The sequence below is a fragment of the Neorhizobium sp. S3-V5DH genome, from assembly GCF_004343065.1.
In the GTDB taxonomy this organism is placed as follows: Bacteria; Pseudomonadota; Alphaproteobacteria; order Rhizobiales; family Rhizobiaceae; genus Neorhizobium; species Neorhizobium huautlense.
On record NZ_SMCL01000013.1, the window covers coordinates 110,529 to 126,691 of the forward strand.

Sequence of the window (16,163 nt, forward strand, 5' to 3'; positions counted from 1 at the left end):
ACCTCCCAGTTAAGATTGCCATCGGCGCCACTCCTCGACGCCCACTCATCCGGCCCAATAGGCCGGAATTGAAAGCCGGCGACGGCACCTCCCGTGCACTCGGCAATGTTTGCGGATGGCCCGCGCCATCTAATCCTTCAGAATGCCAAGGAAACCGGCTGTCCGGATGCCGCCGATTGCGTTGCCGCTTCGGCCATTACCAGAGCTGCAACACCGTCCTTCAGCGTGACCGGAATACGGGTGCCGTCGAGGACGGCACGCACGAAGGCATCCCATTCCGCCGCATAGGCGCGCATGTATCGTTCAAGGAAGAAGAACTCGGGCTTGGCGCTCGTAACGCCGGTCTTCGTCGCCTTGGAAACGGTGTGCTCGAGGACATTCCCCGCCGAAAGCAGTCCCTCCGAGCCCAGCAGTTCGACGCGCTGGTCATAGCCATAGACGGCACGGCGGCTGTTCTTGATGACGGCGATGCGCCCGTCGGCATATGTCAGCGTCACGACGGCGGTATCGACGTCGCCGGCTGCTCCGATTTCAGGATCGACGATCGAGGTTCCGACCGCATGAACGGCTTTGGGCGCATCGCCCATGAGGAAATTCGCCATATCGAAGTCGTGGATCATCATGTCGCGGAACAGGCCGCCGGACACCTTGACGTAGCTGACGGGTGGCGGCGAGGGATCGAATGACGTGATCGATAGCAGTTCCGGCTTGCCGATCCCGCCAGCCTCCAGGGTCGCCTTGACTCCTGCGAAATTCGGATCGAAACGGCGGTTGAAGCCGATCATGACTGGCACGCCGGTTGCCGATGCCATGGCCAGGCATGCCTTGGCCCGCTGCAGGGAAAGATCCACCGGCTTTTCGCAAAGCACTGCCTTGCCGGCGGCCGTCGCCCTTTCAATCAGGTCCGAATGGGTATCGGTGGACGTAGCGATCAGCACGGCATCGATAGAGGCATCCATGAGGATTTCGTCGGAGCTCAGGACCTTCGCACCGTAGGAGTCGGCCAGGAAACGCGCCGCCTCTTCATTTACGTCCGAGACTGCGATCAACTCGCTCCTGGCATGACCGGCAATATTGATGGCGTGCACACGGCCAATCCGGCCCGCCCCGAGCAATCCAATTCTAAGCACTGATATCCTCCCAACAAGCGGGCCTGCCGCCGCCTTGGAGGGACTATCTTTAATTTTGCTCTCGCGAGCAAGAATTTTTTGCTCGCGGGAGCAATTTTTTTATTGGACTGGCCGATATTCGCGCTATCAATAAAGCGCGATCCTATCGAGGAGGATCGGGAGATGAGGATGCCGGACGGGAAAAAGCTTGAATTTGCGAACGTGACTGCGGACGATGTCGCTGCCGCTGCTGGTGTGTCGCGGTGGACGGTCAACCGTGCCTTCCGCAAGGAAGCCTCGATCTCCCGTAAAAGTCTCGAAAAGGTGATGATTGCCGCCGAGCGGCTGGGCTACGTACCAGACCTGCGTGCCGCAAGTCTGGCCTCGGACCGGTCGAACCTGATAGCGCTGCTGATCGACGACTTCGCCAACCCCCACAAACTGGTTATGATGGAATGCCTGACCCGGATCTTGCGGCGCGAGGGATGGGATATACTGCTGGTCAATACCCTGGATCGGGATGACGCCGGCCATGCTTTGTTGAATGCCAGCCAAAGACGCGTGGACGCGGTCATCCTGATCGGCTTGCAATTCGACGATGAAGTGCTTGAAACCGCGCTTCACGCGCGCCGGTTTCGCAAGCTGATCATCTTTGCTCGCAGCTCGGAGCACTCGAATACGATCTCGATCGCGGTCGATGATGTGGGGGCGATGACCGAACTCGCGAGATACGTTCATCAACGCGGATATCAACGTCCGCTTTTTGTCGCCGGACCGCAGACCTATTCGGCGCATCTCCTGCGGAAGGAAACCTTTTTCTCATACTGGACAACGCATTTCGGGGTTGAGCCGGAATTGGTGACTGTTCAGACATACGATCCGGCCTTGGCCGGCAAAGTCGTGACGGAGCGTTTGAGCAACTGTGCGCGGGAAGACCTGCCGGATGTGCTGGTATGCGAGAACGACGCCCTCGCGATGGGCGCAAGCGATGCGGTTCGGTATGCCTTGGGTCTCTCGATCCCTGGCGATATTGCCATTACCGGCTTCGATGACGTTCCCCAGGCCGACAACCCCAACTATCGCCTCACGACTTATCGCCAGCCTCTAGCAGACATGGCGGAATACCTGGTCAAAGTCCTGGCCGATCCGGATGAGCAGGATATCAATCACCTCTTCATCGGGAGCCTCATAGCCCGAGAGAGTGCTTAACCCCTCCGTATGCCCCCCTCGATCATCACCGCTTCCACACGCCTTTGTCCTGCCGAGCTTATGAGCTCAAACGTCTTCGCATGCTCCTGCGTCGGACGACTTGTCGGGTGGATTTCACGATATCCGCGATACCGCTATGATCGGGGGCGTCTCAAGTTGATCCGCGATCACCGCCCAACGATCGGCGAAGCGACCATAAGCCGTCTTGATATCCACCCCGACCGGAAGTTCGGGGCATTCGTTCTCGCCATTGGTTCCCCAGTTGACCCACCCGGATTGACGGCGCTGAACGACCTGGAAGGCGCCAGACGCGGCCGAGGTCCACCAGACCATCGCCCGTCCCGACGGTTCATGATACTCGACCGTCTTCGTCGCCGGACCTGGAAAGATCGTCTCGTGCGGCACAGCCGAGACATCGACCGCTTCTTCCGTCAGTATCCAGGGCCGATCATTGAGATCCGCCTTGACATGTGAGGCCGCCCTCACGCGCGCCAGGCGCTCGCGGATTTCATGCTCCGGCAGTACGTTTTCCCAGGTACAGAACAGCCGCCAGTAGAGATCCCAATGCGCGGACTCGATGTCGGAAAGCTCAGAGCGGAACTCTTGGAGCTTCCCGCCCCTGCTCGTGGAATTGGCGACGGTCTCGGCAACCATCGCCACCAGCTCGCCGGCATAGGGGTCGCCGGCCCGATACCGGGTGCCGCCATAGGCCGCGAACCGGTCGAACACGAGCTCGCCGGGACCGCCTTCGAATTCGTCGCCGACCGTTATCCTGTTGGTTACCGAGCGGCCGTTGATGACGGTCGAGAAATCGTCGACCAGGTAGCGTCGCTGGAAAAAAGGGCTTCCATAGGTGAAATGCCAATCGATCGAGAATGCCTTGCCTTTCAGTTCGTCCAGCAGGCCGTCGGGGATCGTTCCATACATCCGATAGTGATGGAGGATGGGCCCTTGCTCGATGGTCTCGATCCGCACGATGGTATGCTCGGGTGGATTGATCAGCCCGTTTTCCGGCGTGAAGAAGGGCCCATAGAAGCCCCCGATCGCGTTATTTCCAGACGGCAGCAGCTCGAACCCGTCGGCCTTCGATCGAAAATGACGAATTCCCCATTTCGACGAACCAAGACCCTTCGCCGTTCCCGAGCATAGCTCCAGATCGAATGCGCCGGTATCGAGCCTGACGAAGCAATCCTCTTCACGGCCTTCAAGAGCGGTGATCCCCTTGAGGTCATCCGCCTCCGCCGTCGAGACCGGTTTGTCGAGAGTCAGCCGGGCCGAGCCGCAAAAGCTGACGCTCGCCACGAAACTCGTCCGGCCATCGCCGGATGCCGCCGCCAGCCTCTGGCATACGACCGGCTTCCCGTTCTCGTCCGTCGCCCACCAAAGGCTTTCCGGCAGATCGGCATCGACCTGGAAGACGAGCGGTTCGTGGGTTCTGGGCGCAGCCAGCGGGTCTTTGATATCAATGATGAAAGACATGAATCGAACTCCTTGGGCAGCATCGGCCGGCGCCGGATCTGCCTCTTTCGTGGGGAGGCCTGGGCCTGGTCCCTACCGTTTGAAAATGCGCGAGAAGATGAACTGGCGCCGCTTGAGGCTATCGATTGCGACCGCGAGGATGATGACGATCCCCTTGATCAGTAGCTGCGTGAAGAAGGGCACGTTCATCAAAATGAGACCCGTGCTCAAGACGCCAAGGATGACGGAACCGATCAGCGTGCCGACGATCCGGCCCCGGCCGCCGGCCAGACTGGTGCCGCCCAACACAACGGCTGCGATCGCGTCGAGCTCGTAGCCGGTGCCGGCCGTGGGCTGCGCCGAGATCACGCGTGCGGCAAAGATCACACCCGCAAGGCCGGCACAAGCGCCTGCTATGACGTAGACCGAGGTGATCACTCGCTTGACCCTGACACCGGCGAGCTCGGCCGCCTCCGCATTGCCGCCGACGGCATAGACATGGCGGCCGTAACGGGTCCGCTCCAGGATGAACCAGATCACGGCATAAACGATCAACATGACGATGACGGGAACCGGCACGCCCGCAAGATAGCCGTTACCAAGCGTTTTGAAATTAAGATCGCTGGCAACGATCGGCTGGCCTGCCGTCATGGTATAGGCAAGTCCTCTCAGGAACGTCATGGTTCCAAGCGTCACGATGAAGGGCGCAAGGGCCAGATAGGCCGTCAGTGCGCCGTTGACGAGCCCGCACAGGGCGCCCGCCGCCATGCCGGCGATAACCGCAGCCGGCGCAGGAACGCCCGCCATTGCGGCCAGAACGGAAACCACGCCCGAGACGGCGACGATGGACCCGACCGAAAGATCGATGCCCGCCGTCAGGATGATCAGGGTGAGCCCCGCGGCCAGAATGGCATTGACGGAAATGGCGCGCGCGATGTTCAGAAAATTATCTACGCGCGCAAAGTTCGGTGCGATCAACGCCATCAGGGCGACGAGCGCCAGAAGAACGACGAGAATACCGACCCGATCCCACCATTTCGCGAAGTCGAACGGTTCCTTCTCGAGCGTATCCGGCCGCAAAGCGGTCTTGGAGGTTTTTTCGGGGTTCATTGCCTCGCTCCCTCATGTTCTGGTCTTGATGACGCGCCGGTGGCATGCAGCATCACTTCCTCCTCCGACGCGCCGGCCGAGGGCAGTTCGTGGACGATGCGGCCTTCCCGCATTACAAGGATGCGGTCGCTGATCCCGATGGCTTCCGGCAGGTCGGAGGAAATGACGAGGATCGCCTTGCCGGCTCTCGCCAGGTCGTCGATCAATTCGTAGATTTCACGTTTCGCGCCGATATCGACCCCGCGGGTGGGCTCATCGAGAATGAGGACCTCGGAATCGCGCAGGAGCCAGCGCGCCAGCGCCGCCTTCTGCTGGTTGCCGCCCGAGAGAGCCTTCACCGGCAGTTCGAGCGCGTTGAGGCGCAACCTCAGCCGCTTCATCTGCTTGATCGCCGCCTGGCGCGCTTCGCCGCGGCGAACCACGCCCGCGGTCGTGAACTGATCGAGCGAGCTGATGGCGATGTTGCTTTCGACGGAATGGTCGAGGAACAGCCCCTGTTCCTTGCGGTTCTCCGGCACCATGCCGATGCCGTCCGCGATCGCTTCGAAAGGGTCGGCCGGGCGGCTCTCCCGCCCCTTTATGCGTACCGTGCCAGCGCTTCGCCGAACGGCACCGAAAACGAGCCGGCCGACCTCGGTCCGTCCCGATCCGATCAAGCCAGCCATCGCGACGACTTCGCCGGCGCGTACTTTGAAATCGACCGGCCCGATGGCCCCACCAGCCAAGCCGGCTACGTCGAGCACGACCTCGCCCGGCGCGCGGGCGGAATGATCGTAAAGATCGGCGACTGCCCGCCCCACCATCATGCGCACCACGTCCTGCGGCGTGATCCTGTCCATCTCGCTGGTTCCGACAAACGTGCCGTCACGAAAGACGGTGACGCGGTCGGCAAGCTGCCAGACCTCTTCCATGCGATGCGATATGTAGATGAGGCCGACGCCGGCCGACCGCATCTGCCGGATGATCTCGTAGAGCTGCAGCGCCTCGCCGCGAGACAGCGCGGCCGTCGGTTCGTCGAGCACGAGAACGCGCGCATCTTCGCTGACGGCACGGGCGATCTCGACCATCTGCTGCATTCCAACGCTCAGGGAGCCGAGAGGGCGCCGTGGATCGATGTTGGCACCGATCCGGTTCAGTTTGCTGCGCGCGTCTTCGAGGGCACGACGCCTGTCGAGCATGCCGAACCGCGTCCGCGGCTCGTTGCCGAGCGACAGGTTTTCCGCAACCGTCATGGCCGGAACGGTGTTCAATTCCTGGTGGATGATCGCGATGCCGAGGGACTTTGCGTCCCGGGGCGACCGAATCTCCACCTCCTGACCGTCCAGCACGATCCTCCCGCCGTCGCGCTGGATATTGCCGGCGAGGATCTTCATCAGCGTGGATTTGCCCGCTCCGTTCTCGCCCATCAGCGCGTGCACCTCTCCGGCGCGAAGTTCGAACTGAACATTGTCGAGGGCTTGCGTTGCGCCGAAGCGCTTGCTGACAGCTTCGAGCCTCAGCAAAGGCTGCTTGGAGTTTGTCGTCATCTTGACGCCTCTTGACATGCGAGAGGGATGACCGTCCCTCTCGCATCTTTGATGCTGTCGATGGTTCAGATTACCAGCCGGGATACTGGTTCACGTTGTCCCGTGTGACGAGCTCGCTCGGGATGAGAATGGTCTTCTCCTCCGGCGGCTTTCCGTTCAGCATCTCCTGGGCGATCTTGACGGCCTGCTCGACCATGGCTCTGGGGTTCTGGGTAGCCGTGCCAATGAACGGCGAACCCTCACGCTTGAGCTCAGCTACGCCTTCCGGGCTGCCGTCGACACCGGTCACGACAATCTCGCTCGCCTTGCCGGCCTGCTCGACCGCGAGCACGGCGCCGAGCGCCGACGGATCGTTCATCCCGAAAATTCCTTTGACGTCAGGGTTGGCGGTTAGCATGTCGGTCGTCACCATGAGGCCGGACGCACGGTCGTTCTTGGAAGCCTGCTGGCCGACGATCTTGATGCCGGGATACTTCTTGGCGACGTTCTTGCAGCCGTTGATCCTGTCGATGATGGTCTGGATAGGCGTGCCATCGACCAGGAGCACGTTGCCCTTGCCCCCGAGCTTCGTGAAGAGATAGTCGCAAGACTTCTCTCCAGCCTGAACGGCATCCGTCATCACCACGGCATCGGCGCCTTTTGCCGGCGTATCGACCGCGATTACGACGATGCCGGCTTCCTTCGCGCGAGCGATGGCAGGCTCGATACCCGCCTCATCGACGGCCGAAATGACGATCAGGCTGACACCCTGCTGGATGAACGCATCGATCTGCGTGTTCTGGTTGGCAAGGTCGAGCTGGGCGTCCTGGGTGTTGACCTTCGCGCCGATCGCCTGGGCCGCCCGCTTCGCGCCACGGTCCATCGCCGAAAAGAACGGATTGGACATGTCCTGAACCATCAGGCCGATGCTTTCGATCTTTTTCGAAGATTGGGCGTTGGCTGGAAGGCACAGCCCCAAAGCCAGGCATGCCCCGATTGCGACGGAACCCAGATGACGCGAATAGTTGAGAGATATCATTGCATTCTCCTCCTTCTGCCGAGTGCCGCCGTGAGGTGACGCCACCGCTCCTCTTGTCTGATCCGCGACCTTCACCGCGGTTTTCCTGGCGGCCCATCCGCGCCGCCTACCTAGCGAGAGGCCTCCCTGGCGGCGAATGGATGAGGACCGCCTCCACAGCCGCAGGAGCGGCGCACGACGAGTGCCGCGGGAACCTGCTGCCGATATTCCGGCAGATATTGCGGATTGGCCGGCTGGCCGCGCGCCTCCGCCTCGGCTTGACGTCTGATGATCGCCGCAAGCGTGCGCGCTGCGACGCGGCCGATCTCCTCGCTGCGCTCGTTCAGCACGGTGACCGGCGGATCGATGAGCGGCGCCCAGGCGAACTCGTCGAAACCGATCAGAGCCATGTCGTCGGGAATGCGGACTGCTCTTTCCCGGATGAGGGTCATTGCGCCAAGAAGCAGGGGCGTGTTGCCTGTGATCAGCACATCCGGCAGGCGACCCTGCGCCGCCAGATAATCCGCCAAGGCAGCCGAGGCGGATGCCGGATCGTTCTCGCTTTCGATGACCTCGACATGGGTACCGTGAAGACGCGCCGCATCGCGGATCCCGCGTTCACGATCGAAGCGGCTGGTCCATTTCGACGGATAGACGAGGAAGAGCCAGCGCTTGTAGCCGTGGCCGGCAAGATGCTCTCCCACCATGAGGCTGGCATTGTAATTGTCGGTGGTGACGCTTGGCAGCGAAGGCTTGTCCTCCGGCGGCGAGGAGTCGACGAAGACCAGCGGCACGCCCCAACGCTCAAGCAACTGGGTATTGTCGGAACTCAGCCGAAGCGTCGAGATCACTCCCGCCGTGCGCGATTCGATCAACCTGCGGATCATCCGGTCCTCAAGCGCGGGATCGTATGCGCCGTTGACCGCGACATCGCCCACGACGACCGTCCAGTCGGACGGCTGGAGCATCTGTTGGATGCCCGCCATCAAGTCCAGGTAATAGGAGTTGGAGGTGCTGGCCGTGACCACCGCGATGGAATCGCGGCTTGCCTTGCGCAATTCCTGAGCGGCGCGGTTCGGAATATAGCCAAGCTCCCTTGCGGCCTTCAGAACCTGCTCGCGGCTGAGCTCGGAAACGCTATCGGCGCCGTTCAGGGCTTTCGATACTGTGAAGATCGACAGGCCGGTAGCACGGCTCACGTCGCGCAGAGTTGACTTTCTCACCTAATCTCCTCCTAAACGTTTAGGCAACCTCGGTTAGATAACCTAAACGTTTATGATGGTACCTAAACGTTTAGGTGAGTCAAGAGCGGAGGTGACGAAAGGAGCCAAGCATGCCACCCGCGAGACCCAGTTGGTCATCACCGGCGCATCTTGAGCGGCACCGGCGCCGCGACCGCCATTGCGTTTGCTGAACAGGGTGCTCACCTAGGGTCCGGCGCGCGGCATCGCGTAGGACTGGATGCTATCGCCCGCCGTTGCCGCGACGCCGGGACGAGGTGGAGGTCGTCGACTATGCGACCGCTTCTGCCGCCAGCGGCAAGGGCACCAACCGCGACAATAAAATCAACCACTGACCGTCTGCGAAGGAGCAAAAGACTAAGTCGCTTAAGACTGGCCGCCAGTGTTCTCTCTCAGTTTCCGCGCCGGCCCTGCGTTTCTGGCGTACCAACCAAATTTGCAGCGTCAAAATTTGCCTTTGTAAGCGCGTCGTTCATTGTTTTTCCGGATGCTAGTTCCGCAGCCAAGACGCCAATGAACTCGTCTCCGGCACCGTGAGTGCTTTCGACCTTAACCTTGATCCCCGCAATGAGGATCTCCTCGCCGTCGTGGTTTGCATAGGCTACACCGGCACCGCCGGCAGTCACCACGACTTCCGGGAAGATAGCCGCCAGCTTCCGGGCTGCTTCGAGCGCGCCCTCTAGTGTCTCAACAACCTGCACTCCCGCCAGCGTTTCGGCTTCGATGGCATTGACGACGATAATGTCGATAAGCTGCTTGAGATCGTTCGACAGAATGCGAGCCGGGGCCGCATTGATCAGCACACGACCACCGGCCTGCCTGACGGCCTTTGCCGCCGCAACGTTAGCCGCATCGGGGATCTCGTTTTGAAGAACGAGGATCGTCGTCCTGCTCAGCAGATCTCCAGCCGCCAGGACATCGTGGTCGCCAAGTGTTAGGTTGCTTCCAGACACGATCACGGCACCGTAGTCACCCTCTGCATCGAAAATCGCGACGCTCATGCCGGTAGATTGCAACGCATCACGTCGAACAAAGGTGCGATCAACATTCCTGCGATCGAGATTTGAGATGAGAAAACGACCGAAGTCATCATCCGCGACCGCCCCGATCATGGAAGTCGCGATCCCCGTGCGGGCAGCCGAAACAGCTTGATTGCCGCCCTTGCCGCCGAATTTCGGGTGCCAGGAATTCCCCGTTACCGTTTCTCCCTTGCGCGGCCGGTCCGGGCCGAAGACTGCGATGTCGTAATGCAAGCTGCCGAAAACGGTGACGATGGGTTTTGGTGTCATGGGTGGCGATCTTTTCGTTTGGATGTCACGGCGGACATGGTGCGTTCGAGGTTGCGTTCCGCTGCCTGATAATCGCGCTGGGCGACAGCGACGAAAATCGCATCGAGAATGTTGAGCTGGGCAATGCGCGCGGCCGCATTTTCGCCCATCAGCGGCGAGCCTTGCGCCGTAGAACACAGGACCACGTCGGCCGACTGCGCAAGAGCCGAGGAATAGTAATTGGTAATGGCGATGGTACGCGCGCCGTTCCTGCGGGCCAGCTGGATCGCCTCGATGACGGCGGTCGTATTGCCGGAATGGGAAAACCCGATGGCGATATCGCCGTCTGTCAGAAGCGAGGCAGACATCAGCATCAGGTGTGAATCGTCAAAGACGCTGGCGCGCACGCCGATTCGCAAGAACTTGTGGGCAACGTCACGAGCAATCTGCGCCGAGCCGCCGACACCGTAGAAGTCGCGGGTTGCGGCCTTGTGGATCAGATCGGCCGCCCGGTCGAACGCCGCCATATCGAGAATGGCGAGTGTTTCCTCCAGCGCATGGATCGAAGTGCGAAACACCTTCTGGACGATTTCGAGCGACGTATCGTCTACCGACAGTTCCTTATGCATCTCCGCCGTTGGCTGGCGGTTGTACTGGCTGACGGCAGAGCGAAAGTCGCGGAATCCGGAGAAGCCGAGCTTCTTGGTGATCTTGACCACCATGGCTTCAGAAACGCCGGCATCCTCGGCGATCTGTTTCAGTGACGTCTCGTCGCTGAAATCGCGCATGGCGAAAACGGTATCGACGACCTTAGCCTCGAGCGGGGTCAGGAGCGGCATCATCATCCGGATGCGCGGTCCCACGGCCTTCATGTCGAAGCTTTCAGTGTTCATCCCCGTCCCCTATTCCCGCCCGCGCGTCGCGCGGTCAATCATCATGGCTACGAGGATTATAAGGCCGGTGGCAAGCAGTTGATAGAAGGCCTGAACATTCATCAGGGTTAAACCGTTGCGCATCGCGCCAAGGATGATCGCACCTAGAATGGTGCCGAGAATACTGCCTTTGCCGCCCATCAGCGAGGCACCGCCGATGGCTGCAGCCGCAATTGCGTCGAGCTCCCAAAGATTGCCGAGGATCGGTTCGGCCGCGCCGAGACGGCCGATCAGGATGAGCGATGCGAGCGCCGCCAGACCGCCCGATATGACATAGGCCGTGATCTTGGTGCGGGCGATCGGAACGCCGGCGACATAGGCCGCCTCCTCATTGCCGCCAACAGCCATCAGATATTCGCCGATCGGCGTTTTCTTGAGAAGGATGGAGGCTGCAATCGCAACCACGGCGACGATCAGAACGGGCGTCGGAATGCCGAACAGGTTGCCGTTGAAGAGCGAGCGGAAGCCCGGCGGAATGCCGAGAACTGGGTTGCCGCCGGTGTATATCAGCGCGATCGCCCGGTAGGTGCTGAGCGTGCCGAGCGTGACGATAAAGGGCTGCAGGCCGACATAGGCGACTAGCGCGCCGTTAATGAAACCGCAGACGACGCCAACGCCCAGACCCGCGAGAATCGCCAGCGGGATCGGCGTTCCGCCAAGCAACAGCGTCGCCGTGATGACGGCGGAGATCGCGGCCGTCGGGCCGACCGACAGATCGATGCCGCCCGAGATAATGACCAGCGTCATGCCGAGCGCCAAGCACGCATTGATGCTCGACTGCTGGAGGATGTTGACGAGGTTGCGCTCGGACAGGAAGCCCGGAACGAGTGTGGCGAACACCGCGATGATGACGACGAGGCCAACCAGGGTTCCGGCATCCCGGATCGAAAACGAGAAGCGGCGGAATGCCGGCGCGGACGTGTCAGTCGAAGGGAGCGTCATGGAGTGTCCTATCTGGTTCACTTGGGCCGCGCAGTGCGGGCATCAGCCGCATCGGCATTCGCCCCTGGAATGGCCCCTGGAAAGGCATGTGCGACAATCGCGCTTTCGGTCAGTTCATCGCGTGGAATGTCGGCGGCTATCTGGCCTTCCCGCATGACCAGCACGCGGTCGGAAAGCCGGATGACTTCCGGCAGTTCAGAGGAAACGACGATGATAGAGTGGCCCTCGCGGGCGAGATCCTCGATCAGATGGTAGATTTCCGACTTGGCGCCGACATCGATGCCGCGCGTCGGCTCGTCGAACAGAAGGATCTGCGATTTCGCCGCCAGCCAGCGGGCGATGATCGCCTTCTGCTGGTTGCCGCCGCTGAACAGCCGGATGGGGCGATCGAGCTGGAACGGCCGCAGATTGACGCGCTTCAGCAGATCTTGCGCAGTCGCGCGAAGCTTGTCTGTGCTGATCATGCCGCCAAACGAAAAGCTCGCGAGCGAAGCGAGTGCCATGTTGGTGCTGACCGGACGCAAGGGAATGATCCCTTCCCGCTTGCGCTCCTCCGGTACCAGGCCGATCCCGGCAGCAATCGCATCCCGGGGGCTGTAAAAGCTCATAGCCTTGCCGTCAATGGCGATAGAACCGGCGCTCAGACGATCGGCACCCGCCAGAAGCCGCAGCAGTTCCGTGCGCCCGGAACCGACCAGACCGGCAATGCCGAGCACTTCGCCCTTGTGCAGGGTAAACGAGACATCGCTGATCTTCGTGGCGGAGGACAAGTTCTTCGCTTCAAGCTTGACCGTATCAGTGACAAAGGAGTTGTGTTCCTCCTGCATCAGTTCACGCCCGACCATCATGGCGATCACGTCCTTTTCCGACGCTGCTTTGAGATCGACGATGCCGACCAGCTTGCCATCGCGCATGACGCTGGCGCGCTGGCATATGCGGAACACTTCATCCATCTTGTGGGAGACGTAAATGATCGAGACGCCGCTTGCCGACAGGCTGGCGATCACTTCAGCCAGACGATCAAACTCGCTCGGGGTCAGGCTCGAGGTCGGCTCGTCCATGGCGATCACCTTCGCCTTGTCGAGCAGCGCGCGGCCGATCTCGACGATCTGGCGTTGCGCTACCTTGAGAGAGGAGATCGGGGCTGAAGGGTCGATGCTTTTATCGATCATTGACAGGGCTTCAGCGGCGCGCGCCTCCTGCTCGCGGCGCGCCACGACCAAGCCGCCCATACGGGTCAATGAATGACCAAGAAACATGTTCTGGGCGACGCTCAAATGCGGCACCTGCTGCAATTCCTGGTGAATCATAGCGATGCCCGCCTCGCCAGCATCCATCGGCTTCTTGAAGGCCACGCTCTGGCCATCCACCAAGACCGTTCCCGAGGTCGGGCGGTACACGCCCGAAAGGATACGGAGCAATGTGGACTTTCCAGCACCGTTTTCGCCGAGAAGCCCGTGGATTTCGCCAGGCGCAACGTCGAATGAGACATCCGTCAGCGCGTTAACACCGGGAAAGCTCTTGCAGATCATCTCAAATCTCAGTCGCGGCGTCATCATTCCACCCCCTCCAGTAATGCGGATGCCGGCCCAGTGAGGACGGCATCCGCTTGGATGTTCGTTACTTGGCAGCTTTGGCGTCTTCCATCAGCACGGCGCGGACATCGACGCCCTCGCCCTGGTAACGGCTGAGGTTGTCTGCGGTGATCAGGGCCTGCGGGGTGGCGACGACGCGCGGCAGCTTCTGGCCGGCAACGAGGCGAAGGGCCGTTTCCAGCGCGACTTCGCCTGTCAGCACCGGGAAGCTGTCGACCGTTCCGGTCAGTTCGCCAGCCTTGATCGAGGTATAGGCGTCGGAAATCCCGTCCGTGCCGAATACTGCGACCTTGCCGGCAAGACCGGCGGCCTTGACCGCTTCCACGATACCGAGCGCCATGCCGTCATTGTTGGCATAGAAGCCTACAAGATCGGGATGCTGGTTGAGGATGTTGGTCGCCGCATCATAGGATGTCTGGCGGTCCCAGTTTCCAGGAACGCTCGCGACGACCTTGAACTTGCCGCCTTCGCTGATGGTCGATTTGAAGCCGTCGGTGCGCTGGACGGCAGCGTAGACACCGGCCTGACCTTCGACAATCGCCACTTTGCCGCCTTCGGGGCGGTTTTTAATGAACCACTTGGCGACGCGCACACCATTATCGCGCTGGACGTTGCCGACATAGTGCTCGGCCTGCGGGATGACCGCGTCATTGACGTTGACGACCGGGATGTTGGCGGCCTTAGCCTGTTCGATGACCGGCTGCAGGTTGGCATCGGTCTGGGGCGAGACGAGCAGGACGTCATACCCCTGTGTGATCAGGCCTTCGGCGATGGTCAACTGGCCGAGCTGGTCTCCCTCGCTTTGCGCAGCCTGATAGGTGACGGGAACGCCGGCCTTCTTCCCGAAAGATTCGTAGCCTTCACCAAGCGACCGCCAGTATTCGTTGGTTAGTGTCTTGGACACGGCGCCGGCCTTGGTACCCTCGGGAAGCTTGGGGAACGCCCCGAGCTTGGCTTCGAGTTCCGACCAGTCCACCCGGTCCTTTTCGGTATCGGAATTTAGGGGCGCCAGATCCTGCGCAAAAGCAGCGCCGAACAAGAAGCTGGCGGCGACGCCGGCAGCCAGGGTCGTCTTCAAAAAGGTCTTCATCGGTTCCTCCCGGATGGTGTCGATCGACACGCCTTCGGCGTGCCTTTGGTTGCAAAGGTTTCGAATGTCGAGAATTTCGGCGTTCAAGCGGCTCAGCCGAGCATCAGTTCCTGGATGACAGCCTGCGCTGAAACGGCGTCCTGTCGGTCAATCGCGCCCGAAAGGCGATTGTCCTGCTCGAGGCGATCCACAACCTTCAGCATGCGCTTGACGGTCTGGATGTTCACCTCGCATTCGTGGACCGGATCAAGGCCGGTCATATCGGGGAACGTGTCGAAATAGATTGCGCCGCCGTAGCCGTCCTTGCGGATCTGCCGCAGCAGCTCGATCGTCTGCTGGGTATGCACCGCACCGACCATCAACCCGTCGTCGCGCTTGGCATAGCCGTCATTGAGGTGCACGCCGAGAACGCGGCTGTAACGGGCAATCAGCGCTGCAGCAAAGGCCGGCTGCTCGTCGGCATAGAGCACGTGGGCGAAGTCCAACGTCACGCCGAGATTGGGCATGTCGACGTCCTTGATGGCCAACAGCGTCGTTGCCGCATCGGGCATCAGGCTGTAGGAACGAGGTTCGTTCGGCTTGTATTCGATGCTGATCTGGCAGTCCGGATCATGGCTGCAAACTTCACGAATTCCGTCTACCTCGTATTGCCACAGCGCGCGGTAATCTGCCTGAAACGCATAATCGAAGCCGTCCTGGCCAAGCCACAGCGTCATCAAATTGCTTCCGGCTGCGCGTGTCGCGTCGATGCCCTTCTTTGTCAGGTCGATTGCCTCGCGGCGAACCGCCGGATCAGGATTGGTGAAAGCACCGATCTTGAAGTCCGGATTCGTATAATACCGCATGGCAAAGCCATTGATCGCCAAACCCAGATCGCCGATTTGGCGGGCCAAAATGGCCGGATCGTCGGCAACATGGTCGGGATAGTTGAGATCGAGATCGGTCAGGCCGTCGACTTTGGCAGCACGGGTCGCCATTTGCAGCATCGTTGGCTTGCCGGAAAGATCCGGCCATTCAGCCTGTGGCTTCGAAGCAAAAGAATTGAGGCGGGTGGCGAATTTCAGTTGGGTCACAGGTCTGGCTCACTTCGGTCGTTGTTGAGCTAACTTCACAGGAAACGATTTCCTTGTAAAGTTATAAATGGTGTGCAGTGCATCAATTCGTTGTAGCGGACGCGTAGTTTTCGATGTTTCCGGCAGTATGCGAACGTGCGAAAGCGGCCGCCAGAGTATGGGCAGCCATCGCCGCTTGGACCTAGAAAAGGCCCCCTGAACTTTTCTCTCTTTGGCGCCAGCGGAAGGGCAGCGTCAGCCCGCCATCACCGCCTCGATCTCGGCCAGCGTGGGCATTGCGGGGGCGGTTCCGCGCCGTGTGACGGCGATACCGGCCGTGGCACCGCCGAACCGGACGGCATCGAGCGGGGCAGCACCCCGTGCAAGTGCCGCCGCAAAACCACCGACGAAAGCATCGTGGCGCGCCTTCTTATTGCACCGAGGTCACCTTGGCCGAGCTACCAAAGGCTTTGGCCTCGGCGGATCTCGCTCGATCACGCAGGCGGCAGAACTTGTTTTTCGAGGTTTATGAGGAGCGCTTTGAAATCGGGACCAATCCTGGCCGGGAGTTCACGGTGCAGCTTTCCCGAATTCTAAATGAGCCTTGAAAGGTGCCGAACTTCACATCGCAGGC

Annotated in this window: 13 protein-coding genes and 1 pseudogene; 1 reads left to right on the forward strand and 13 read right to left on the reverse strand. The window is 60.8% G+C overall.

Going from position 1 to position 16,163, the window contains the following annotated elements:
* Nucleotides 1-137 precede the first annotated feature (137 nt).
* The gene (iolG, locus tag EDE09_RS18175; protein ID WP_132412165.1) at nucleotides 138-1,130 is read right to left on the reverse strand and encodes an inositol 2-dehydrogenase; all 993 of its coding nucleotides are present in this window, start codon (nucleotides 1,128-1,130) and stop codon (nucleotides 138-140) included.
* A 168-nt stretch (nucleotides 1,131-1,298) separates the two neighbouring features.
* Here iolG and EDE09_RS18180 point away from each other — a divergent pair, with 168 nt between their 5' ends.
* Nucleotides 1,299-2,318: a substrate-binding domain-containing protein gene (locus EDE09_RS18180; RefSeq protein ID WP_132412167.1), complete on the forward strand. Its 1,020-nt coding sequence runs from the start codon at nucleotides 1,299-1,301 to the stop codon at nucleotides 2,316-2,318.
* Between the two features lie 114 nt (nucleotides 2,319-2,432).
* Here EDE09_RS18180 and EDE09_RS18185 read toward each other — a convergent pair whose 3' ends face one another.
* From EDE09_RS18185 to EDE09_RS18240, 12 genes and pseudogenes are all read right to left on the reverse strand, one after another.
* The gene (locus tag EDE09_RS18185) at nucleotides 2,433-3,797 is read right to left on the reverse strand and encodes a hypothetical protein (RefSeq protein ID WP_132412169.1); all 1,365 of its coding nucleotides are present in this window, start codon (nucleotides 3,795-3,797) and stop codon (nucleotides 2,433-2,435) included.
* Between the two features lie 72 nt (nucleotides 3,798-3,869).
* A complete protein-coding gene (locus EDE09_RS18190; protein WP_132412171.1) occupies nucleotides 3,870-4,886 on the reverse strand; it encodes an ABC transporter permease in 1,017 nt (338 codons plus the stop codon).
* On the reverse strand, nucleotides 4,883-6,412 hold the full coding sequence (locus EDE09_RS18195) for a sugar ABC transporter ATP-binding protein (RefSeq protein ID WP_132412173.1): 1,530 nt from the start codon (nucleotides 6,410-6,412) through the stop codon (nucleotides 4,883-4,885). Before EDE09_RS18195 ends, EDE09_RS18190 begins: the two co-directional genes overlap by 4 nt.
* 70 nt (nucleotides 6,413-6,482) lie before the next feature.
* Nucleotides 6,483-7,430, reverse strand: coding sequence for an ABC transporter substrate-binding protein (locus EDE09_RS18200; RefSeq protein WP_132412175.1), 948 nt, complete (start codon nucleotides 7,428-7,430; stop codon nucleotides 6,483-6,485).
* A gap of 110 nt (nucleotides 7,431-7,540) precedes the next feature.
* Nucleotides 7,541-8,632 (reverse strand): LacI family DNA-binding transcriptional regulator, encoded by a 1,092-nt coding sequence (locus tag EDE09_RS18205; protein ID WP_132412177.1) that lies wholly within the window; start codon nucleotides 8,630-8,632, stop codon nucleotides 7,541-7,543.
* A gap of 410 nt (nucleotides 8,633-9,042) precedes the next feature.
* A complete protein-coding gene (locus EDE09_RS18210; protein ID WP_132412179.1) occupies nucleotides 9,043-9,939 on the reverse strand; it encodes a ribokinase in 897 nt (298 codons plus the stop codon).
* A complete protein-coding gene (locus EDE09_RS18215) occupies nucleotides 9,936-10,811 on the reverse strand; it encodes a MurR/RpiR family transcriptional regulator (RefSeq protein ID WP_132412181.1) in 876 nt (291 codons plus the stop codon). Before EDE09_RS18215 ends, EDE09_RS18210 begins: the two co-directional genes overlap by 4 nt.
* A gap of 9 nt (nucleotides 10,812-10,820) precedes the next feature.
* Nucleotides 10,821-11,792, reverse strand: coding sequence for an ABC transporter permease (locus EDE09_RS18220; RefSeq protein ID WP_132412183.1), 972 nt, complete (start codon nucleotides 11,790-11,792; stop codon nucleotides 10,821-10,823).
* A gap of 17 nt (nucleotides 11,793-11,809) precedes the next feature.
* Nucleotides 11,810-13,348: a sugar ABC transporter ATP-binding protein gene (locus tag EDE09_RS18225; protein ID WP_132412247.1), complete on the reverse strand. Its 1,539-nt coding sequence runs from the start codon at nucleotides 13,346-13,348 to the stop codon at nucleotides 11,810-11,812.
* Nucleotides 13,349-13,412: 64 nt separating this feature from the next.
* On the reverse strand, nucleotides 13,413-14,477 hold the full coding sequence (locus tag EDE09_RS18230) for a substrate-binding domain-containing protein (RefSeq protein ID WP_132412185.1): 1,065 nt from the start codon (nucleotides 14,475-14,477) through the stop codon (nucleotides 13,413-13,415).
* Nucleotides 14,478-14,569: 92 nt separating this feature from the next.
* Nucleotides 14,570-15,541: a TIM barrel protein gene (locus tag EDE09_RS18235; protein WP_165924222.1), complete on the reverse strand. Its 972-nt coding sequence runs from the start codon at nucleotides 15,539-15,541 to the stop codon at nucleotides 14,570-14,572.
* Nucleotides 15,542-15,784: 243 nt separating this feature from the next.
* Nucleotides 15,785-15,946, reverse strand: a pseudogene (locus tag EDE09_RS18240) (PfkB family carbohydrate kinase); the annotation flags it as partial.
* Between the last annotated feature and the right edge of the window lie 217 nt (nucleotides 15,947-16,163).